This is a genomic window from Xanthomonas sp. NCPPB 1068 (assembly GCF_041479385.2).
Taxonomy (GTDB): Bacteria; Pseudomonadota; Gammaproteobacteria; order Xanthomonadales; family Xanthomonadaceae; genus Xanthomonas; species Xanthomonas cannabis.
The window spans coordinates 1,338,494-1,359,639 of record NZ_CM192986.1; the positions used below are offsets into that span (position 1 = coordinate 1,338,494).

The window sequence follows — 21,146 nt, forward strand, 5'->3', positions numbered from 1 at the left end:
CACCTGTGCTACATTCGCGCGTACGAAATGCACACGCTTGAGGGTTTCATGAGCACCACAACCATCCGTCTTCCAGACGAACTCAAGATGCGCGTTGCTGCGGCGGCGAAGCAGGGCGGCACGACCGCACATAATTTCATTCTGGAAGCGATCGCCGAAAAGGCGGAGTCGGTCGAACGTCGTGCCGATTTCGATGCGGTTGCCGAACAGCGTTATGCCGGCATCGTGGCGTCCGGAAAGACCATCGCCTGGGACGACATGCGTGGCTATCTGGAAAAGCGCATGGCTGGAGAGCCGGCAAAGCGTCCCGCGGCCCGCAAATTAGCCCCGTAGCGTGGCGCGTATCGAACTGGCACCGGAGGTTGCACAGGATCTTGAGCGGATCTTCGATCACCTCCAGCGCCATGAAGCCGCACATGTCGCAGCACGCCTGCACGAGATCATCGCGGCAATCGATGTGCTGGAAACCAATCCGCTGATCGGCCGGCCGGCTGGTGGCGACAAACGCGAACTGGTGATCGGTCGCGGCGCGCATGGCTATCTGGCGCTGTACTGCTATGTCGCGCAGATCGACACGGTGTTTGTGCTGGCCGTTCGCTCGCAACGTGAGGCGGGCTTTGCGGGGCCGTGATGTTCGCAGTTGCCCCATCGCCGTAGCCCGGCGTCCCTGTTATTCGATGCACTGCCACCCGACCCGCGCAAGCCGGTGCTGGAGATCGTCGCGCGCCACGCCGACGTTGCCAACCGGTATCGCCGGCACGCCATTGCCCAGAAGCCGCCGCAATGCCTTGCCACCCGCCCAGCGCCGTTATCCCATGCGCATCGACGCACTCTCACGTTGCCGGTTGTCCGTTTCCTGCTGCTGGCGCTGCGCCAACGCCTGCTGGCGGTCGGCACTGGCCACTTCCAGCTGCTGCAGCGACTGCTCCACCGGCGTCTGCACGGCCACATCGGTCGGCATGTGGGCGCGCAGGTGCGCCGGGTTGTTCAACTCGCCCTGCACCACAAACACATTGCGGCCAGCCGGGCTGTCGGCGGTCTGTTGGCTCAGTACCACATGGTCGGCCCGGTCCAGGTTGTTCTGGCGGGCGAGGGTCATCACGCTGGCGATCAGGCGCTCGCTGTTTGCGTCTGGTGTGCGCCCGGCTTGCGCATCGATCGCGCTTACGCCCGCATGCACCTGCTGTAGCAGTGCGTAGTCCCGGTGATCAGGGCCGATATCGGCCAGTTTGGTGGGCGCCTGCATCCGATCGGGCAGGCCGTCAGCCGACGCCGTGAACGGGCTGCGGGTGATGGAGCGGTACGGATCGTCTTCGTGGAACTGCGTGGCTTTCTGCTGCCGCTCCAGGCGCACGGCGCGGGCATCATCGAGTTCGGCGATACGGCCGGGACTGGTTTCTTCGCGCATGGACAGATGCCCGCCGCCTGCGCTGACGTTCACCCACTTCTGTTCTTTTTCGAAGTACATCGCATAGAAGCTGTTGCTGCCGACCACATTGGGGTCGACGGCGGAGCGGCCCTCCAGCATCTGGATCGCTTCTGTAGTGCCGAGCTTGGTCAGGTACTCGCTGCCGGCCGCCAGTCCCATCTGCGCAAAGGTCTCGTAGCTCGTGTTCTTTATACGGGCAGCGCCGCGATACTCGTTGTCGAGCATGTTGGTCCAGATCTCTTCGAGCTTCTGCGGGCCGCTTTTTTGCTCGGCTGCTTCTAAAAGGACGCGAGGTGTCCAGCAGTTGGGGTCGAGCTGATGAAATTCGAATGCTCGATCATGTGCAGTCATCACATCCTTGCCAGGAAGGTTCAAGGCCAGGTCCGGGCGGCGCTGTTCCATCCAATGCATCCGCTGCGCCAAATCCTGTTTGACCAGCGTCTGCCCGAATACCTCCCATTGGCGCTCACTCAGTTCGGCATTGGCAAAGCGCGATCCGTTGTCGTGTTGTTGCCTGGCGTAATCCTGGGCATAACTGTTTGCCACTTGGCCGGGCAAGCTGTCATTGCGAACGACACCCAATGCCAACGTTCCGTAGCCATCGGCACCTGGCAACTGGGAAAGATAGTTCCAGTAGAGTTCGCGGTTTCCATCTCTGGCATAGCTGGTCAGGACAGCCAAATCCTTCTTAGTCAATCCACTCATGATTCACTCCGGCAATGGGCGGATTACTGCACTTTGGTTCGCGCCAGTACATCCCGTACTGCGTCTTCCATGCGCGTCCAATCCTTCAGGAACGCTCTTTTGTAGGTCAACCTGATTGACAGCTTATTCTCGATATCCGAGAAATAATGAAAGCAACCGGCGGAAACTGCGCCATCCTCGTTGATGACCTGATCACCCTCCAGGCGCACGCCATCTCCTCGAAACTTCTTGCTGTCGCATTTGATAAATGTCGTCAGGTTGCCCTTTGGTCCGCGCGCGATATACCAGTCGTCTTCGTAGCCGGGGTTACGTGTTGGTGGTTTGCCATAGCGTGCTTCGTATTCTTTCGAAAATCCTGCCATCTTTGCTTCGTCAATGTTGTATAGCATTAGCCCCATGGTCTCGGTTTGGGCAATGCGTAAGTCCAGGCGATCTCTTGGATCTCGGCGTTCCACCGAACCGTCTTCAGTGATGGCCTCGTTGGACGACAGCCTCTCCAGCGATGTTTCGATGGGGGCGCGGTCGATGTAGTCGATCGACACGGAAATTTCTTTCCGGAAATCATTCGTACGCGGGTTAGCCCGTGCACCGGGCGGGGTGGGGGTCATGTCCGGCCATTCAATGACCAGCGTCACGCCTTCGCCCGGCCATGGCGCGATCTGGCTATCCAGGTAGTTGGCGGGGATGCGGAAGGTGTTCGGCCCCAGCTTTACGTCAACCGGAGCATCCGAATAGGTGTGCCCGTTGATGGTGCGGCCTGTGGTGACGGTGTCCGACATGGGGGAAGTCCTTTTGTGTTCGGGTGATGGCGTCCGTGCACATGCACTGCCGGTCACAGCGACGGCGAGTGCAAGGGCCAGGCACCGGCCGGATGACATCATGTGCATGGGTCAGTCCATTGCAGGGTTCGTCACGAACTATAGGCAACTCGGGGTCAACACGACAGCAAGGTCCAGGCAGCCATTGCATGTGCAAGCGCCGCATGACATCCGAGTGCGATCACGCGCCGCCAGCAGGCTAAGGCGCGTGGATCACGATGCTGGCGGTGCAACAGCAGCTCGCCATGCGCGTTGACGGAGGGCGTTTGCGGCCATCCATCAACGCGCATGGCGAGCTGCAGTGCCCTCAACGCAAACGTCGCCGCGTCATGCCCCGAATGCGCCGTCGATCGTATGCATCGCGCCAGTCACAAAGCCCGCTTCCGGGCCGGCAAGCCAGGCCACCATGCCGGCGACTTCCTCGGCGCGGCCGTGGCGCTTGATCGCCATGAAGCTGTGCATCAGGTCTTTCATCGGCCCGTTTTCCGGGTTGGCGTCGGTATCGATCGGGCCGGGTTGCACCACGTTGATGGTGATGCCACGCGGCCCGAAGTCGCGGGCCAGCCCGCGCGCCAGCCCTTGCAGCGCGGATTTGCTCAACGCGTACGACGCCATGCCGGGCAGCGGCATGCGGTCGCCGTTGACTGAGCCAATCACGATGATGCGGCCGCCGGGCGGCATCTGCCGCGCGGCCTCCACGGCCGCGTGGTAGGGCGCGTGCACGTTGATGCGGAACAGCCGGTCCACCGCATCCGGATCCTGTTCCAGCGCATCGCCGAACAACGCAATGCCGGAGTTCACCACCAGCACATCAAGCGGCCCACTGCGCCGCACCGTGTCGATGACCGCATCGCGGTCTGCGCTATCGGCCAGCACCGTGCTGCTGCCGGTGTCGCTGGCCAGGCGCTGCGCCGCCTCGGCAGAGCCGGCATAGGTAAACGTCACTCGCGCCCCTTCGGCCACGAAGCGCCGCACGATCGCGGCCCCAATTCCCCGGCTGCCGCCGAGCACCAACACAGACTTGTCTTTGAACGCTGACATGCACCCACCTCGCAATTAATGTAGCGAGTAATACATAATAGATTTGGCCTGCCGTCAAGAATTTTGTAACAATGACTACAGAAAACTCCAGGGCCCGCGGCCGGCCGCGCGCATTCGACCCGGACCAAGCGGTCGCCACCGCGCAACAGCTGTTCCATGCGCGCGGCTACGACGCACTGAGCGTGGCCGACCTCACCAAGGCGCTGGGCATCAACCCGCCCAGTTTCTACGCCGCCTTCGGCAGCAAGGCCGGCCTGTATGCGCGCATCCTCGACCGCTACGCGCAGACCGGTGCCATCCCGCTGCCGCAGATTCTGGACGCCAACCGCCCGCTGGCCGACGCCCTGGCCGATGTACTGGAGCACGCCGCCCGCTGTTACGCCGCAGACCCCGCTGCCACCGGCTGCCTCGTGCTGGAAGGCACGCGCAGCAACGACCCGCAGGCGCGCGAGGCCGCCTGCGGCTTTCATGTCGCCGCACAGGAGTTGATCCGCGCCCACATCGTCAAGCAGTGCCCGCACGACGCAGACCGGCTGGCGGATTTCATCAGCACCACCATGGCCGGGCTGTCGGCCAGCGCGCGGCATGGGCAGAGCCTGGAGCGCCTGTTGGCGAGTGCGCGGTTGGCGGGGGAGGCGCTTCGGGTGGCGCTGCGGGGAATTGGGTGAGCGTGTCTGGCTTCCGCCGTTGAGCGATAGACCCTCGTTTAGTCAGGGCACTTAGCGACGACTGCTTGCAAAAACAGCTCGTTGGCTGGATATTCCATATTTCGGAATATGGAATAAGGCGAGCTTGGCCGTGGAACTGAAGCCCCAGGATCTGGTGGTGCTGTACAAGCAGGTCGCCCAGGCTGGCCAGGCCTGGACCTATGCATCCCTTGGAGAAGCGCTGGGCATGAGCGCCTCCCAGGTGCATCGCAGCGTCAAGCGCGCTGTGGCATCCGGCCTGGCGCTGGAAAAAAGCCGCGGCGAGTGGGAGACGGTGCGCACTGCTTTGCATGAGTTTGCGGTACATGGCGTGCGTTATGCCTTTCCTGCCGTGATCGGGCCGCTCAGGCGTGGCATTCCTACGGCCTTTGGCGTGCCCCCACTGTCCACTGCGATTGCCAGCGTCCCAGGGGAGGCACCGGTGTGGCCAAGCGCGCAGGGCACAGCCAAAGGCCCCAGCTTGTCGCCGTTGTCGGCCGGTGTGCCCAACGCTGCGCTGGCCGACCCTGCCTTGCACCAATTGCTGGCGCTGCAGGACGCCCTGCGTAGCGGGCGCGCCCGCGAGCGCACGCTGGCAGCGCGCTATCTCAAACAATTGCTGGGGCTTGGCGATGCGCTCTGATGATCCCAATTTGCCGCATCTGCTGGTGATTGCGGATGCACTGGGCGAACTTCGCGACCACGTAGTATTTCTTGGCGGGGCAGTTGTTGGACTGCTGGTATCCGATCCATTGGCGGAAAGTGTCCGCGCCACCTATGACGTCGATGCGGTGGTCAATCTTGATTGGGCCCGGTTCCGCGGTATCGAGGCGCGCGTGGAATCGCAGGGCTTTGCGCGCGAGATGCGCAGCGGTGTTGTCTGCCGCTGGGTACACGAAGCGTCGGGCGTCCTCTTCGACCTGATGCCGGTGGATGCCGGCGTGCTTGGCTTTTCCAACCGCTGGTACGCCCATGCGGTAGAGACGTCCCAAGTGGTGGCCTTGAGCGATCGCCTGTCCATCCGCTTGGTCACAGCGACTGCATTCGTGGCAACCAAGCTCGAAGCCTTCGTTACCCGAGGCAACAGCGACTTCCTTGCCAGTCACGACCTGGAGGACGTCCTCAATGTCGTCGATGGCCGGGCCGAGCTGGTGGAAGAGTTTGCCGTGGAGCATGCAGACCTTCGGCATTGGGTTGCCGACGTGTTCGAGGGGCTAGTGGATAACCCGGCGTTTGTGAACGCGTTGCCGGGGTTGGTCGCCGAACCGGAGCGCGCAAGCGTGGTGCTTCAGCGCCTACGCACTATTGCATCAGCGTAGCTGCGGCATCGTCGGGTTAGGTCTATAAAGAAAACCTTGAAGCACCGGCGCTCGCTTGCGATGATGCATCGCAATTGCAACGCACTGGGTCTGCCATGAAATCCGCATCTCTTCCATCGCTCCGGGTAGATCCCGCGCTGCGCGAAGCGGCCGAAGCCGTGTTGCAGGAGGGTGAGACGCTGTCCAGCTTCGTCGAGTACTCCGTGCGTGCCCAGGTGCAGCAGCGCCAGCAGCAGGAAGCCTTCATTGCACGCGGGCTGGCGTCGCGTGACAGCGCCAGGGCGGCGGGCCACTACATCGACGCGAAGGATATGCTGGCCGGGCTGCAGTCCCAACTGGACAAGGCGCGTAAGGGCTAAGCCAGCGTGGGATTTTCTGTCCGCTTCACCCAGGAAGCGCGCGAAGATCTCGCGCGTCTTTACGACTGGCTGCTACAGCGTGCCGAAGGCGACTTCACCGTGGCCGAGCGCGCGCTGCAGGCCATCCGCGATGGCGTCACCGTGCTTGAACTGGCCCCGTTGAGCTGCCGCAAGGCGGGGGTGGCAGACCCGTTCTTGCGGGAGCTGGTGATCGGCTTCGATGCCGGTGGCTATGTGCTGCTGTTCGAGGTGGAAAGCGATCAGGTCGTCACCGTTTTGGCAGTCAGGCATCAGCGTGAAGACGACTATCATTGAGTTGGGCACCTGCGTCCACCTCTTGGCGTAAGAGTCGATGCCCGGGTAGGGCAAAAATCAGGGGTTAAAGATAGTGAGTGACCAGTTTTTCAAGCAGCCTATTCTCAATTCTCCATACGGTTACCCGTCTTTGCACTGGGAGCTCGACGAAAAGGGGCAACCTACACAGCAAGTAGTCGAATCTCGCCGAGCATCCAGCTTCGTTAGTCCGATTCCAAAGCCACGTCGGCACCAGGGCGAGCAGGCTACCCTGGCGCTGGATGAAGTTGAGAGCCTGGCTGATGACGGGCAGCGCTACCGACACTCTGAGCTAATCAATTCGGTGCGGCGGGAGGTCGATGCTTGGCGTCTCTTGCCACCTGCGCAGTGGCGCGTCACCCCTGAAACAGCACGATTACTGGAACATTGGCGCAACCACAAGTTCGCCGGTGTGCGCCCATTCTTTTGCCAAGTAGAAGCGGCCGAGACCGCCATCTGGTTGACCGAGGTCGCTCCACAGCTTGGAAAGAACGGCGAGCGCTTCCTCGATCACCTGAAAAAGGCCAGCACTGATGCTAATCCCGGCTTGATGCGTTTGGCGCTGAAGCTGGCGACTGGTGCAGGCAAGACCACGGTCATGGCCATGCTCATTGCGTGGCAGACGGTTAATGCCGTACGGCATCCGCAGAGCAAGAAATTCACTCGTGGTTTCTTGCTGGTCGCTCCTGGCCTGACCATCAAGGATCGTTTGCGTGTGCTATTGCCCAATGATGCAGACAGCTACTACGCCAACCGCGAAATCGTGCCACGCGACATGCTGGCCGATTTGGACAAGGCCAAGATCGTTATCACCAATTACCACGCTTTCAAGCGACGTGAACGCATGGAGCTGTCCAAGGGCGGCCGCCGCCTGTTGCAAGGCCGCACCGGCAGCGAGCTGGAAACGCTGGAAACCGAGGGACAGATGCTCCATCGAGTCATGCCGGAATTGATGGGGCTGAAGAATATTCTTGCCATCAACGACGAGGCACACCATTGCTATCGGGAGAAGCCGCACGCTGTCGTAGACGACGAAGATCTCGATAAAGATCAGAAAGCAGAAGCCGAGGACAACAATGAAGCCGCTCGGCTTTGGATTTCTGGCCTAGAAGCGGTCAACCGCAAGCTGGGGCTGCAGCAGGTGATGGACCTGTCTGCAACGCCTTTCTTCCTGGCCGGCTCTGGCTATGTGGAGGGCACGCTCTTTCCGTGGACGATGAGCGATTTCTCGCTGATGGACGCTATCGAATGCGGCATCGTCAAGTTGCCGCGCGTGCCGGTTGCCGACAACATTCCCGGTGCGGAAATGCCTATCTATCGTGAGCTCTGGAAGCACATAGGCAAGAAGATGCCGAAGAAGGGGCGCGGCAAGAACGCCCAGCTCGATCCACTGGCCATTCCGGTGGAATTGCAGACCGCACTGGAAGCCCTGTACGGCCACTACCTCAAAACGTACGAAGCGTGGAAGCAGGCGGGGATTCAAGTGCCACCGTGCTTTATCGTGGTGTGCAACAACACAGCGACTTCAAAATTGGTGTTTGATTACATCTCCGGTTTTGAGCGCACGGATGAGAATGGCTTCATCAAGCCTGTACCCGGCAGGCTTGAATTGTTCCGAAACCATGATGAACACGGTCCGTTAGCACGTCCTAACACCCTGCTGATAGACAGCGAGCAACTCGAATCCGGCGAGGCGCTGGACGATAACTTCCGGGGGATGGCGGCCTACGAGATCGAACGCTTCAAGCGCGAAATCATCGAGCGCACCGGCGATCGCCGCCAGGCTGAGAACCTGAGTGACAGCGAATTGCTGCGCGAGGTGATGAACACCGTTGGCAAGCAGGGCCGCTTGGGTGAACAAATCCGCTGTGTAGTGTCGGTGTCGATGCTCACGGAAGGCTGGGATGCCAATACAGTTACCCACATCCTCGGCGTGCGTGCCTTTGGTACTCAGCTGCTGTGTGAGCAGGTGATCGGCCGTGCCCTGCGTCGCCAGTCCTATGAGCTGAACGAGCAAGGTCTCTTCGACGTGGAGTACGCTGACATATTCGGCATACCCTTCGACTTCACAGCAGAGCCTGTCGTCGTCACGCCGCCCAAGCCCCGCGAAACCATCACAGTCAAGGCACTGCGTCCGGAACGCGATCATCTGGAAATCTGGTTCCCGCGCGTACAAGGCTATCGCGTCGAACTGCCAGATGAACAACTCGAAGCAGAATTCAACGACGATCACCACCTCAGCCTGACGCCCGACATGGTTGGTGCGACCAGAACCCACAACGCCGGCATCATTGGCGAAGCGGTGGAGCTGGATATCAAGCATCTAGGGGACGTGCGCCAGTCCACCCTACTGATGGAGTTGACCAAGCATCTGCTGTTCCAGCATTGGCGTGATCTAGGTCAGGATGCACCGATTGCCTTGTTCGGGCAGCTCAAGCGTATCGTGCGCCAGTGGCTGGACCAGTGCCTGGAATGTAAGGGTGGCACCTACCCGGCGCAGTTGATGTACCGCGAACTGGCAGATATGGCCTGCCAGCGCATCACCAAGGGCATCACTGCGAAGGAACTGGAGAAGGGCAGGCAGGTCAACGCCATCCTCGATCCATTCAATCCGACCGGCAGCACCGCGCACGTGCGTTTCAACACTTCTCGTCCGGGCAGTGAACGCTGGGAAACCCTCGGCGTGGAGAACCAGCCGAAAAACCAAGTCAATTGGGTGATTCTGGACAGTGGCTGGGAAGGGGAATTCTGCCGCATTGCCGAATCGCATCCCAAGGTGCTGGCCTACACCAAGAACCATAATCTCGGCCTGGAAGTACCTTACCGCTTTGGCTCGGCCAACCGCATCTACATCCCAGACTTCATCGTCCGAGTGGACGATGGTCGCGGCAAGGAGGATCCACTGAACCTGATCGTTGAGATCAAGGGTTACCGGCGCGAAGATGCGAAGGAGAAGAAGTCCACCATGGACACCTATTGGATTCCCGGCGTGAACCACCTCGGCGCCCACGGTCGCTGGGCCTTCGCCGAGTTCGGCGACGTGTACGAAATGCAGGATGACTTCGCGAAAGAGGTCGAGGCGAAGTTTAACCAAATAATTGAAAAAGCTACGCCTGCGGCGGGAAACAAGGAGTACTGAGATGGGAACCAAAAAAACGCAGACGCCCGGCAAGAGTATCGAGCAGATCACGCACACCGAGGCCAAACGCAAGAATATCCCGACCGTGGAGCATCAGTCGGTGATGCAGCACCACGAACAGGCACCGGTGAAGGTGAAATACCCGCGCGGTAACAACGGAATGGACGACGAAAAGGCCCAGCGCAACCGCGACCTCGACCCGCAACTTGTTTGGCGAGGCAAGGATCAACAGGACTGGTCAGATCTGGTTGTTAATGCGCCGCCACTCTACATCCAAGAGAAGGTGAAGCCCAAGGTGCTGATCGACGATCTTCGGCGCGTCAGCGAAGCCGCTGCGTCGCAGACCAGCGCGCTGGACCTGTTCGGCGACTTCAATGGTCTGCCAGAAGGCGCGGATCGCACCGAGTTCTATCAGCACGAGGGACATTGGCAGAACAGGATGATCCTGGGCGACAGTTTGCAGGTGATGGCCTCGCTGGCAGAACGCGAAGGGTTGCGGGGCAAGGTGCAGTGTATCTATTTCGACCCTCCTTATGGGATCAAATTCAATAGCAACTTTCAGTGGAGTACTGCTGATCGAAGCAATAGTAACGATGCGCCAGATAAGGTCACTCGTGAACCTGAGCAAGTTAAAGCATTCCGGGATACATGGCGTAATGGAATTCACAGTTATCTGACCTATCTTCGGGATCGGCTAAATGTGGCAAGGGATTTATTGACGGATACTGGCTCAATTTTTGTGCAAATTGGCGATGAGAATTTGCATCGTGTGCGCGCCATAATGGATGAGGTATTTGGTGATGAGAACTTTATCTCTATCATTACGTTTAAAAAAACTCACTACTTAGAGTCAGACAATGTCTCAAATATTTCTGATTATCTCGTTCTTTTTGCTAAGGATATAAAAAAAAATAAACATAAAAAGTCGTTTCGGCCAGCAAGCCTTTTTGAAGTTGATTATTCGAAGTACACGAAGGCCTTCACGCCAAGTGGAGTGCAGAAGATACCAAAGAAATGGCGAGAGGACCCCTCGCTCTTTGCAGAGGGCTGGCGTCCGTTCCGAAGCGATATTACTCTGACCCAAGACGGCGATTCTGGTAATTCGCAGGTTATTTGGAGTGTTTGCGGTTCAGCTTACTTGCCGGGACAAGGCCGTCATTGGAGGACTCATGAATTAGGAAGGAATCGTCTCTATAAAGCAGGACGTGTAAACCCAAGCGTGTCGCGGCCTTTCTATATTGAAGGGTTCGACGATTCGCCATCAACAGCATCTTCAAACATCTGGACCGAAAGCTTGGCGGGTGCTCAAGGGAAGATTTACGTCGTCCAAACCAATGAAAGGGTATTAGAGCGGTGCATCCTGATGGCGTCCGATCCAGGCGACTTAGTCCTAGACCCGACATGTGGTTCAGGTACCACTGCTTACGTCGCGGAGCAATGGGGCCGCCGTTGGATTACGGTTGACACCAGTCGCGTTGCGTTGGCATTGGCCCGTGCCCGCATTATGGGCGCGCGCTACCCATTCTACCTGTTGGCCGATAGCCCTGAGGGCCAGTTAAAGGAAGCCCAGATCACCCGCAGCACACCGTCCAGCAAACCTACCTTTGGCAATATCGCCCATGGCTTCGTCTATGAGCGTGTGCCGCATATTGCGCTCAAATCCATCGCCAATAATGCCGAGATCGACGTCATTTGGGACAAGTTCCAGACGGTGCTGGAACCGCTGCGCGATCAACTCAACAACGCGCTGAAAAAAAACTGGCAAGAATGGGAAATCCCGCGCGAGCTCGATGCCAAGTGGAACGATGCGGCCAAGAAGCTGCACGCCGACTGGTGGGAGCAACGGATCGCACGGCAGAAGGAAATCGACGCCTCCATTGCTGCCAAGGCCGAGTTTGAGTTCCTATACGACAAACCGTACGAGGACAAAAAGCGTGTGCGCGTGGCAGGTCCCTTCACTGTTGAGTCGCTATCGCCGCACCGTGTGCTGGGCGTGGACGAGGAAGACAACCTGATCGATCATGTGGCCGACACCCAGGCGGAGTACGGACAAGATTTCGTCAGTCTGATCTTGGCCAATCTGCGCACCGCCGGCGTGCAGCAGGCGCACAAGGTCGACAAGATCGAATTCACCTCATTGGAGCCGTGGCCGGGCGAGCTGGTCTGTGCCGAAGGCCACTATCTGGAAAGCGGACAAGTGAAGCGTGCTGGCATTCTGGTCGGTCCAGAATTTGGTACCGTCACTCGTGTTGACCTGGTCGATGCTGCCCGCGAGGCCGGCGACGCCAATTTCGATGTGCTCATTGCCTGTGCCTTTAACTTTGACGCACCGGCCAGCGAGTTCAGCAAGCTGGGCCGCATTAACGTGCTCAAAGCGCGCATGAACGCTGACCTTCACATGGCCGAAGATCTGAAGAACACCGGCAAGGGTAACCTGTTCGTGATCTTCGGCGAGCCGGATGTGGATGTGCTGGACACACAGGGCCACAGCATCCGCCGATACGATGGCAAGCGTGACGTTATTGAGGTGCCTGCTGACGGGCAACTGGTGGTGCGCATCAATGGCGTGGATGTGTTCCACCCCAGCACCGGTGAAGTGCGTAGCGACGGGGCGGACGGCATCGCTTGCTGGTTTTTGGACACCGACTACAATGAGGAATCCTTCTTCGTCCGCCATGCCTACTTCCTCGGCGCGAATGACCCGTACAAGGCTTTGAAGACTACCCTCAAAGCTGAAATCGACCCCGACGCTTGGGCAACGCTCAACTGTGACACCTCGCGCCCTTTCCCGAAACCGAGTAACGGTCGGTTTGCGGTTAAGGTCATCAATCACCTCGGTGATGAGGTGATGAAGGTTTTCAAGGTAAGCTAGAAGATATATGAAGATCGACTTCTCCCAGCCCAAGTTCACTGGCGCACGCTTTGACGAGCATACATTGCCTGTCGACGTGGCTCGTGATCTGGCGGCCTATGAACGTCTAATTGTCGAACTGGCCAAGCATCTATATTTGCAGGAGCACCCAGGACGTCAGCGTGTGCCCAAGGGCTTTGAAGCGGGTTTCCGCTTGGATATTGAGCGAATCGACGAAGGTAGCACCAAGCCGATGCTGGCGCTGGTCATTGCTGGAGCGCTTGCCCTGCAAGGCGGTGAGAGAGATTATTTCGAGCGTGCCCGTGATTTGGTGGCTGAGTGTATCGCAGCACCGGTTACTGCATTGCCAGATGCATTTCCGAAAGAATTGTTAGGGCACTTCAATCAGTTCGGACGCTCTTTGCGTGCCGACGAAGCTTTAGAGTTGCCACTTCAAATCGGCAATCCGGCCCGCCTAACGCAGGACAAACGCAAGCAACTGGTGCTGGCTGCGGATCAGGTATATGAGCGAGAAATCTTGCTCAATGGCTACATTGAAGAGGTCGATTTCGCCAAATCGTCATTTCGCCTGAAGCCGGTAGACAATAGTCCGGCCGTTGTTATTCCCATGGTGGACTCGTTTCATAACACGGCTCGCATCTATGGGGGGCGCGAGCGTCATCAGATTAGCGTGGTAGGCGTAGGTGCTTACGACTCTTACGAACGCCTGCAAAAAATAATTTCCATCGAGTCACTGGAAGTCACCAAGAACTACGCCATCTCGGCACGGTTCGACGAGATCTCCCAGCTGGAAAGTGGCTGGTTTGCGGGTAGTGGTCTGGCTCCAGATGCCGACAGGCTGTCTGGTGTCTCTGAAAAAATAATCGCTGATTACCCGGATAAATTACCGTTACCCATAATTGTTCCAAAGCAGGATGGCAATCTTTTGCTCGAATGGAAAGTCGAAGGTGACCCGTCGTTGGACATCGACTTGACGAACTTGCAGGCCAGTTACCATGCGTTCGGAGCCGATGAGGAGGACGTGGAGAGAGACTTCAATCTGGATCCTGTCGGCTGGAAATCCCTGTTCGCGTTCTTGAATGACACCATCAAGGTGCAGCAGGCATGAACGATCAGACCTTATTGCTGCGCCAGGTGCATCCGAATTTTTTTCCCGATGGCGAAGTCTCCAGTCAGGCTTTTTTTCCCTTCCCAAAGGATGACGGAAAGCTGTCCATTTACGATGGCGATCAGACTACCGCGGAAGCATCGCATCATCATTACACACTGGATCTCGGTTTGGAGTCAGTTGGTGTGTGGGCTGTCAGTGGCGCAGAGGCCGCATCGGTTGGGCTGATACATCAGCCCGATCCCGTCCCCGGGAATCCAGCGCACGCGATTATTAATTTCAACGTGGTCACCGAAAAAGAGTGTCGGAAGCTGGCGAAGAAACTGAAAAAATTTGCGGTGGATCGCGGTAGCCAGTACCGCGCAGCGTAATTGCCAGAATTGAGAGGAACTGATGGAATTCCGCATCGCCGACACCTTTACCACTAGTCTTGCGCGCTTGACCGGCGATGAGCAAAAGGCAGCCAAGACCACTGCCTTCGATTTGCAGGTGGATCCTGTCGGTAACGGCATGAGCTTCCATAAGCTCGACAGAGCCAAAGATCCGAACTTCTGGTCGGTGCGTGTCAGCCGCGATATTCGCCTGATCGTCCACAAGACCGCTGGCAGTCTGCTGCTCTGCTATGTCGATCACCACGATAAGGCCTATCAATGGGCCGAGCGGCGGAAGCTGGAAGTGCACCCGACCACCGGCGCAGCGCAGCTTGTCGAAGTTCGCGAGCGTGTCGAGGAGATCCTCGTTCCGAAGTACGTCGAGGACAGCAGGCCTGCCACGTGGCGGAAGCCGAAACTGTTCGCGAAACATGGTGACGACCAACTGCTGGCCTATGGGGTGCCGCAGGATTGGCTTGCCGACGTGAAAGCTGCCGACGAGGATTCGCTGCTTGAGCTGGCTCATCATCTTCCCGGTGAGGCGGCAGAAGCCCTGCTTGAACTGGCGACCGGTGGCACGCCGGCGTTGCCGGAGGTGGCGGGTAAGGGCGCGGATCCGTTCCAGCACCCGGACGCGCAGCGTCGCTTCCGCGTCATGTCCGATATGGACGAGCTGGCTCGCGCCTTGGAATACCCGTGGGACAAGTGGACAGTGTTCCTGCATCCGGCACAACGGCAACTTGTCGAGCGTCATTACAACGGTGCGGCGCGTGTGTCTGGCTCGGCGGGTACGGGCAAGACAGTGGTTGCCTTGCACCGGGCTGTGCATCTGGTGCAACAGGACGAAGACGCACGCGTCCTTCTTTCCACGTTTTCGGACACGTTGGCCAACGCCTTGCGCGGCAATCTGTATCGGCTGATCTGGAACGCGCCGAAGCTAGGTGAACGTATCGACGTATTTGCCATGGATGCTCTTGGTATCCGCTTATACGCGGCGGAATTCGGCAAGCCGGTATTTGCCAGTCGTGATGAAACTTCCTCTCTGCTGAAGTCAGCTGCTACGCAGGTCGATGGCCTGAAAGCCAACGCTGCGTTTTTGCTGTCCGAATGGGACGACGTGGTGGATACATGGCAAGTGGAAAGCTGGGAGGCTTACCGCGATGCCAAGCGGTTAGGGCGCAAGACACGTTTGCCGGAGGCGCAGCGAGCGTTGTATTGGCAGGTTTTCACCCAGGTGCAGGCGCAATTGAAACAGGCCGGCAAGATCACTACTGCCGAAATGTTCGCCAAGCTGGCCGAAGTCATGCCTAGTCGCAAACATCCGGTATTTGATTACATCGTGGTGGATGAAGCGCAGGATATCAGCGTGCAACAATTGCGCTTCCTCGCAGCGATTGGTGGCAACCGCGCCAATGCGCTCTTCTTCGCCGGTGACCTCGGCCAACGCATCTTCCAGACGCCCTTCTCGTGGAAACATTTGGGTGTTGATGTGCGTGGTCGATCGCGCACGCTCAATATCAACTACCGCACCTCGCACCAGATTCGCTCGCAGGCCGATCGTCTGCTCGGCCCCGAGGTATCCGATGTGGACGGAAACGTCGAAAGCCGCAAGGGCACGATTTCCGTTTTCAATGGGCCGGAGCCGACCATCTGCAGCTATGCCGATGCTGAGGCAGAAATCCAAGCAGTCGGCGCATGGTTGAAGCAATGCAACCGCAGTGGCGTGCTGCCGCAGGAGATCGGTGTCTTCGTTCGATCCGAAAGCGAACTGTCTCGCGCACAGGCGGCGGTAAAGGTCGCGGACCTGCGGGGGCGCGTGCTTGGCAAGGACATGGCGACGGAAGAGGGCTTCGTCAGCATCACCACCATGCATCTGGCTAAGGGTATGGAATTCCGCGTGGTCGGGGTGATTGCCTGCGATGATGAAATCATTCCTTCACAGGCGCGCATCGATACTGCCGCCGACGAAGCCGATTTGACCGAAATCTACAATACCGAGCGCCAGTTGCTGTACGTGGCTTGTACCCGTGCCCGTGATCAGCTACTCGTTTCGGCAGTGAAGCCAGAGTCTGAGTTTCTGCGGGACCTAGTGCAAAAGTAACCGTGCTAATTTTGGATTTCTTCAGAGAATCGGCATCCGAATGCGGCTTTCGCGCGTCGTCTTGACTCATTGCAGTTTGGGTAGCAATCTAGGTGCACGGAGCCTCGAAACTCCACGTATAGCGGTACCCACCTCCGACAAGCCGGTGGGTTTTTTGTGCCTGCTTGTTTAGGGGTGCAACCGACGTGATGCCTGCGTCGGGAGGGCGGCTAATACAACACCCGCAAGGGGAATACGCCCGCCGGCTATACGCGGTTTCGAGCCTCCCGACTTCCCGTCCGCCGCCTTGCGGCGGGCGGGCTGATTCCATGGAATGAGGAGCAGGCCATGTCGGATGTCGTACGCGATGCGCAGTCACACCCGGGCTATTACCTACCAGAAGGCGCGCAGTACCGCTTGCAGCAGCTGCGCGACCATATGCGCTTTTTGGCGCGCCTGGCGCAGCCACGCACGCAGGCTGAAGAGCGAGCTAGGCAGCCAGCCATCTGCATGGACGAGTTGGCGTTTTGTCTTGAGCTGCTTGCCGATCAGATGACCCATGCGCTGAAGCAAGTGCAGTGGCCGGCGAGTCTGGAAGAATCAGGCGGAAAGAAGTAGCGCTCCTACACCGGCGCAGACTTCAAAATCCCCGACAGACTCTCCCGCAGGATCAGCTGCAGGTGCATGCGGTTGAGTTCCATGCCGCTGGTCATGACGTTGTGCAGGCCGCCGCACATGGCGGCGACGGCGAAGACGCGGGCCTGGAATTCCTGTTCGCTGTTGGCCGGGTCGGCGTGGCCGCGGAGCAGGCGCTTGAGCAGGGCGCTGAGGTGTTCGATCAGCGAGGCGCTCTGCCGGCGCATGAAGGCAGCCAGCACCGGGTCGCGCAGGGTGGCCAGGTGCAGTTCCAGGTCGATGCGGGTGCGCTTGATGTTGATTTCCTGCAGCAGCCAGTCTTCGAGCAGGCCGGCGATGAAATCCACCACGTGCACGTTGGCCGGGCGTTCCACCAGCCACATCTGGCGGATGGCACGCATGTAGTTGCGCTCCAGCAATGCGCGCACCAGGGCGTCCTTGTCTTCGAAGCGCTGCAGCAGGCTGCCGCAGGAAACCTTGGCGCGTTCGGCGATCAGCTCGAAGCTGGTGGCGCCCAGGCCAATCTCGTCGATGCATTGTTCGGTGGCGTCCAGCACCTCTTCCAGGCGCAGTTCTTCGCGCTCTTTCGCCGTGCGTAGCAGCAGAACGTTGGACATGGGGAGCAGGTAGGCGGGGGGCTGCAGTATAGCGGCGTTGCGTTAGTCATCCGTTGCGTTCGCTTGGCTGTAGGCCATTGGTCATGGGTGCGGCGTGCGCTGCGTTGCAGTTGCCGCAGATGCGGTGATCGACCGGTTTTTCACGGCCGCTATGCGACACGTGATGCTCGGTTGCAGGAGATGCATGTGAGTGAGAACAGTGCGGTTGCAGGGGTGTCGGCGCAATGGCCGGCGCGGTTGTGGGTGGTGCGGCATGGGCAGAGCGCGGGCAATGTGGCGCGTGATGTGGCCGAGTCCAATGGCGCCACGTTGATCGACCTGGAGCACCGCGATGCGGATGTGCCGTTGTCGGAATTAGGCGAGCGCCAGGCCGAGGCGTTGGGCGCATGGATGGCCGGCTTGCCCGAGCACGAGCGGCCGACCTTGATCTTGAGCTCCACCTATGTGCGCGCGCGACAAACGGCTGCGGCGGTGGCGCGGGCGCTGGGTCAGCCGGACGCTGCGGTAAGCGTGGACGAGCGGCTGCGCGAGAAAGAGTTTGGCGTGCTCGACCGCTACACCACCGCCGGCATCCTGGCGACATTTCCGGAGCTGGCGGAGCAACGCAAGTTGGTGGGCAAGTTCTACTTTCGCCCGCCGGGTGGCGAGAGCTGGTGCGATGTGATCTTCCGCTTGCGCAGCGTTGTGGGCGATTTGCAGCGCAACCATGTGGGCGCGCGCGTGTTGATCGTGGGGCACCAGGTGATCGTCAATTGCTTCCGTTATCTGATCGAGCGCATGGACGAGGCCACCATCCTGGGCATCGATCGCGAGGGCGATGTGCCTAATTGTGGGGTCACCGAATACGCCGCCGCGGCCGACGGGCAGTCGTTAGAGTTGGTGCGGACCAAGTTCGTGTCGCCGGAGCTGGCACAGGAGCCGGTAACCACCGAATCTGACCGGCCGGCCGGAGCGCGCTGATGGCCGCCGCTCGCCTGCGCACGTTGAACGCTGCTGCGCTGCGCGCGATGCCGCTGCCACCGCCGGGCGGCGATAAGGAGCAGCGTGGGCGCGTGTTGATCGTGGGCGGCTCGATGCGTGTGCCGGGTGCGGCCTTGCTGGCGGGCGAGGCGGCATTGCGTGCGGGCGCGGGCAAGTTGCAGATCGCCACGGCGGCGAGCGTGGCGCCCGGCATGGCGTTGGCGGTGCCGGAAGCCTTGGTGCTGGGGCTGGCGCAAAACGGGCAGGGCGAGATTACGCGTGGGCATCGTGCGCTGGAGGCGGCGTTGGCTGCGTGCGATGCGGCGGTGATCGGGCCGGGTATGGCATCGTCTTCGAAGACCGCTGCATTGGTGAAGCTCGCTGCGCAGAAGGCGGTGTGCACGCTGGTGCTGGATGCGGGCGCGTTGTCGCGCACCTTGCGTGCGCCGCCTGGCCGCCCGTTCGTGCTGACGCCGCATGCCGGTGAGATGGCGACATTGGCTGGCGACGACAAGGCGGCGGTGGAAGCGGCGCCCGGTGAGTACGCGCTGGCATTTGCAAAGAAGATGCGCAGCGTGGTCATCGTCAAAGGCGCGGACAGTTTTATCGCCGGGCCGGACGGTGCGCTGTGGGTTCACCGTGGCGGCGTGCCGGGTCTGGGCACCTCCGGGTCGGGCGATACCTTGGCCGGGGTGATCGCGGGTTTCGCTGCGCGCGGTAGCGATGCGCTGAGCGCTGCGCTATGGGGCGTGTTCGTGCATGCGGCTGCGGGCAAACAGCTCGCAAAGCGCATCGGTACGGTGGGGTTTCTGGCGCGTGAGATTCTGCCGGAAGTGCCAGGCATCCTGGATCGTTTGTCGCGCGGGTGATTAAGCCCCTCTCCCTACGGTAGAGGGGTTGGGGTGAGGGTGCGGCTGCCGGGATTGGTGCGGATTGAAGTCTTATATTCCTCGCTGTTTGTGATGCATCACGCGCTGGCGTCACCGCTGCGTGTGCACGTACCCTCATCCGGCGCTGTGCGCCACCTTCTCCCCCCAGAGGGAGAAGGGGAGGTCGATGCGCGCTTGCGCTCGTTTGCTGTGCCATGTTGCGGCGCGCTGCTCGGTTAGGCTGGCGCGATCTACCTGGGAGGGTGCGCAGTGAAGCGAGCGATGACGTGGTCGGTGGTGGGAATGTTGGGGATGGGACTGGGCACGGTGGGCAGCGCGAGTGCCGTAGCCGCGGCCGTGGCACTTGCGGCGACCCCAGCAGCGTCAGATGCGAGCTCGCCAGCGACGCGCAGCGATGGCGCGTTGCGTATCTACACCAGCTCTCAAGGCGCCACGCAACAGATGCGCGCCAGCACAGCGGCCGCTCCTGTCGCCGGGCATGCGTTGACCGAGAAAGAAAACTCCATCTTCGTCAATCCGCAGCGGCAGTTTCAGGAACTGCTGGGGCTTGGCGGGGCCATCACCGATTCCAGCGCAGAGACCTTTGCCAAGCTGCCCAAGCGTGCGCAACGCGCGCTGCTCACCGCCTACTACGATCCACAGAACGGCATTGGCTATACGTTGGCGCGCACCACCATCCACAGTTCGGACTTCAGTAGCGGCAGCTATACCTACATCAAGGAGGGCGATGCGGCGCTGAAGACCTTCTCGGTCAAGCACGATGCCAGGTACCGCATCCCGATGTTGCGCCAGGCCATTGCCGCTGCAGGCGGCACGCTCACCACCTTTGCCAGCCCGTGGAGCGCGCCGGCCTTCATGAAAGACAGCAAGACCATGCTCAAGGGCGGCAAGCTGCTGCCGGAATATGCGCAGGCCTGGGCGCGTTACTACACGCGGTTCATTGCGGCGTACGAGAAGGCGGGTATCCCGATCTGGGGCATCAGCCTGCAGAACGAACCGATGGCGGTGCAGACCTGGGAGTCGATGCTGTTCTCTGCCGAAGAAGAGCGCGATTTCTTGAAGAACCACCTGGGGCCGACCATGGCGAGCGCTGGCTACGGCGATCGCAAGATCATCGTGTGGGACCACAACCGCGACATGATGGTGCACCGCGCGCATGTGATCTTCGACGACCCGGAAGCGGCCAAATATGCCTGGGGCATGGGCTTCCACTGGTACGAAACCTGGGCCGGATTTGAGCCGATGGTGGAGAACGTGGCGGCGGTGGCGCAGGCGTACCCGGACAAGCACCTGCTGTTGACCGAGGCGGCGGTGGAAAAGTTCGATGCCGCCAAGTTGCAGTATTGGCCCAATGGCGAACGTTACGGCACCGCCATCATCAACGACCTCAATCATGGGGCGGTGGGCTGGACCGACTGGAACATCCTGCTCGACCAACACGGCGGGCCCAATCACGTGGGCAATTACTGCTTTGCACCGGTGCATGCAGATACGCGCACCGGTGAGGTCACGTACACGCCGAGCTATTGGTATATCGGCCACTTTTCCAAGTTCATCCGGCCCGGCGCGCGGCGGGTGAGTGCGGCTAGCAGCCGTAGCAATCTGATGACCACCGCATTTGCGAACCGCGATGGGTCATTGGCAACGGTGGTGATGAATGCCGGCGACGTGGCGATTCGTTACAACCTGTATGTGGGTGAGGCGTCGAGCGAGTTGGAGATTCCGGCGCATGCGATTCAGACGGTGGTGTTGATGCGGTAGGGGGGGCGACGATGGCTGGTTT

20 protein-coding genes are annotated in these 21,146 nt (G+C 59.9%); 16 read left to right on the top strand and 4 right to left on the bottom strand.

Annotation, left to right across the window (positions count from 1 at the left end; translation table 11 throughout):
• The first annotated feature begins 48 nt into the window (after positions 1-48).
• Positions 49-333, top strand: a complete 285-nt coding sequence (locus ACCQ12_RS05785) for a YlcI/YnfO family protein (protein ID WP_166751250.1) — start codon at positions 49-51, stop codon at positions 331-333.
• 1 nt (position 334) lies between these two features.
• Complete coding sequence (locus ACCQ12_RS05790) at positions 335-631, top strand: type II toxin-antitoxin system RelE/ParE family toxin (RefSeq protein WP_184369500.1); 297 nt, start codon at positions 335-337, stop codon at positions 629-631.
• A gap of 177 nt (positions 632-808) precedes the next feature.
• On the opposite strand, the gene ACCQ12_RS05795 is transcribed toward ACCQ12_RS05790, so the two are convergent.
• From ACCQ12_RS05795 to bdcA, 3 genes are all read right to left on the bottom strand, one after another.
• Complete coding sequence (locus tag ACCQ12_RS05795; RefSeq protein ID WP_372383134.1) at positions 809-2,134, bottom strand: Smlt3024 family type IV secretion system effector; 1,326 nt, start codon at positions 2,132-2,134, stop codon at positions 809-811.
• Positions 2,135-2,157: 23 nt separating this feature from the next.
• Entirely contained in the window at positions 2,158-3,021 is an 864-nt protein-coding gene (locus tag ACCQ12_RS05800; RefSeq protein WP_372383135.1) for a Smlt3025 familytype IV secretion system inhibitor, read from the bottom strand.
• Positions 3,022-3,279: 258 nt separating this feature from the next.
• Positions 3,280-3,993, bottom strand: coding sequence for an SDR family oxidoreductase (gene bdcA / locus ACCQ12_RS05805; RefSeq protein ID WP_166744051.1), 714 nt, complete (start codon positions 3,991-3,993; stop codon positions 3,280-3,282).
• A gap of 71 nt (positions 3,994-4,064) precedes the next feature.
• Here bdcA and ACCQ12_RS05810 point away from each other — a divergent pair, with 71 nt between their 5' ends.
• The 11 genes from ACCQ12_RS05810 to ACCQ12_RS05860 all read left to right on the top strand — a co-directional run bounded on the left by ACCQ12_RS05810 (position 4,065) and on the right by ACCQ12_RS05860 (position 16,878).
• Complete coding sequence (locus ACCQ12_RS05810) at positions 4,065-4,661, top strand: TetR/AcrR family transcriptional regulator (protein ID WP_372383136.1); 597 nt, start codon at positions 4,065-4,067, stop codon at positions 4,659-4,661.
• A gap of 130 nt (positions 4,662-4,791) precedes the next feature.
• Entirely contained in the window at positions 4,792-5,322 is a 531-nt protein-coding gene (locus ACCQ12_RS05815; RefSeq protein ID WP_372383137.1) for a MarR family transcriptional regulator, read from the top strand.
• A complete protein-coding gene (locus ACCQ12_RS05820) occupies positions 5,312-5,998 on the top strand; it encodes a hypothetical protein (protein WP_372383138.1) in 687 nt (228 codons plus the stop codon). The genes ACCQ12_RS05815 and ACCQ12_RS05820 overlap by 11 nt, the downstream gene beginning before the upstream one ends.
• 95 nt (positions 5,999-6,093) lie before the next feature.
• Complete coding sequence (locus ACCQ12_RS05825; protein WP_372383139.1) at positions 6,094-6,357, top strand: YlcI/YnfO family protein; 264 nt, start codon at positions 6,094-6,096, stop codon at positions 6,355-6,357.
• 6 nt (positions 6,358-6,363) lie between these two features.
• A complete protein-coding gene (locus tag ACCQ12_RS05830) occupies positions 6,364-6,672 on the top strand; it encodes a type II toxin-antitoxin system RelE/ParE family toxin (RefSeq protein ID WP_372383140.1) in 309 nt (102 codons plus the stop codon).
• A gap of 73 nt (positions 6,673-6,745) precedes the next feature.
• Positions 6,746-9,829 (top strand): BPTD_3080 family restriction endonuclease, encoded by a 3,084-nt coding sequence (locus tag ACCQ12_RS05835; protein WP_372383141.1) that lies wholly within the window; start codon positions 6,746-6,748, stop codon positions 9,827-9,829.
• A gap of 1 nt (position 9,830) precedes the next feature.
• Positions 9,831-12,701, top strand: coding sequence for a site-specific DNA-methyltransferase (locus ACCQ12_RS05840; RefSeq protein ID WP_372383142.1), 2,871 nt, complete (start codon positions 9,831-9,833; stop codon positions 12,699-12,701).
• 7 nt (positions 12,702-12,708) lie between these two features.
• A complete protein-coding gene (locus tag ACCQ12_RS05845) occupies positions 12,709-13,809 on the top strand; it encodes a hypothetical protein (protein WP_372383143.1) in 1,101 nt (366 codons plus the stop codon).
• Complete coding sequence (locus ACCQ12_RS05850; protein ID WP_372383144.1) at positions 13,806-14,180, top strand: hypothetical protein; 375 nt, start codon at positions 13,806-13,808, stop codon at positions 14,178-14,180. Before ACCQ12_RS05845 ends, ACCQ12_RS05850 begins: the two co-directional genes overlap by 4 nt.
• Before the next feature lie 22 nt (positions 14,181-14,202).
• Positions 14,203-16,281, top strand: a complete 2,079-nt coding sequence (locus ACCQ12_RS05855) for a UvrD-helicase domain-containing protein (RefSeq protein ID WP_372383145.1) — start codon at positions 14,203-14,205, stop codon at positions 16,279-16,281.
• Positions 16,282-16,608: 327 nt separating this feature from the next.
• The gene (locus ACCQ12_RS05860; RefSeq protein ID WP_372383146.1) at positions 16,609-16,878 is read left to right on the top strand and encodes an XAC0095 family protein; all 270 of its coding nucleotides are present in this window, start codon (positions 16,609-16,611) and stop codon (positions 16,876-16,878) included.
• A 5-nt stretch (positions 16,879-16,883) separates the two neighbouring features.
• On the opposite strand, the gene ACCQ12_RS05865 is transcribed toward ACCQ12_RS05860, so the two are convergent.
• Positions 16,884-17,513 carry a TetR/AcrR family transcriptional regulator gene (locus tag ACCQ12_RS05865; protein WP_372383147.1) on the bottom strand — a complete coding sequence of 210 codons (630 nt, stop codon included), beginning with the start codon at positions 17,511-17,513 and terminating at the stop codon, positions 16,884-16,886.
• Between the two features lie 180 nt (positions 17,514-17,693).
• Here ACCQ12_RS05865 and ACCQ12_RS05870 point away from each other — a divergent pair, with 180 nt between their 5' ends.
• From ACCQ12_RS05870 to ACCQ12_RS05880, 3 genes are all read left to right on the top strand, one after another.
• Positions 17,694-18,473, top strand: a complete 780-nt coding sequence (locus tag ACCQ12_RS05870) for a histidine phosphatase family protein (RefSeq protein ID WP_372383148.1) — start codon at positions 17,694-17,696, stop codon at positions 18,471-18,473.
• Complete coding sequence (locus tag ACCQ12_RS05875; RefSeq protein ID WP_372383149.1) at positions 18,473-19,342, top strand: NAD(P)H-hydrate dehydratase; 870 nt, start codon at positions 18,473-18,475, stop codon at positions 19,340-19,342. The genes ACCQ12_RS05870 and ACCQ12_RS05875 overlap by 1 nt, the downstream gene beginning before the upstream one ends.
• A 303-nt stretch (positions 19,343-19,645) precedes the next feature.
• A complete protein-coding gene (locus ACCQ12_RS05880; RefSeq protein WP_372383150.1) occupies positions 19,646-21,124 on the top strand; it encodes a glycoside hydrolase family 30 protein in 1,479 nt (492 codons plus the stop codon).
• Positions 21,125-21,146: the final 22 nt, after the last annotated feature.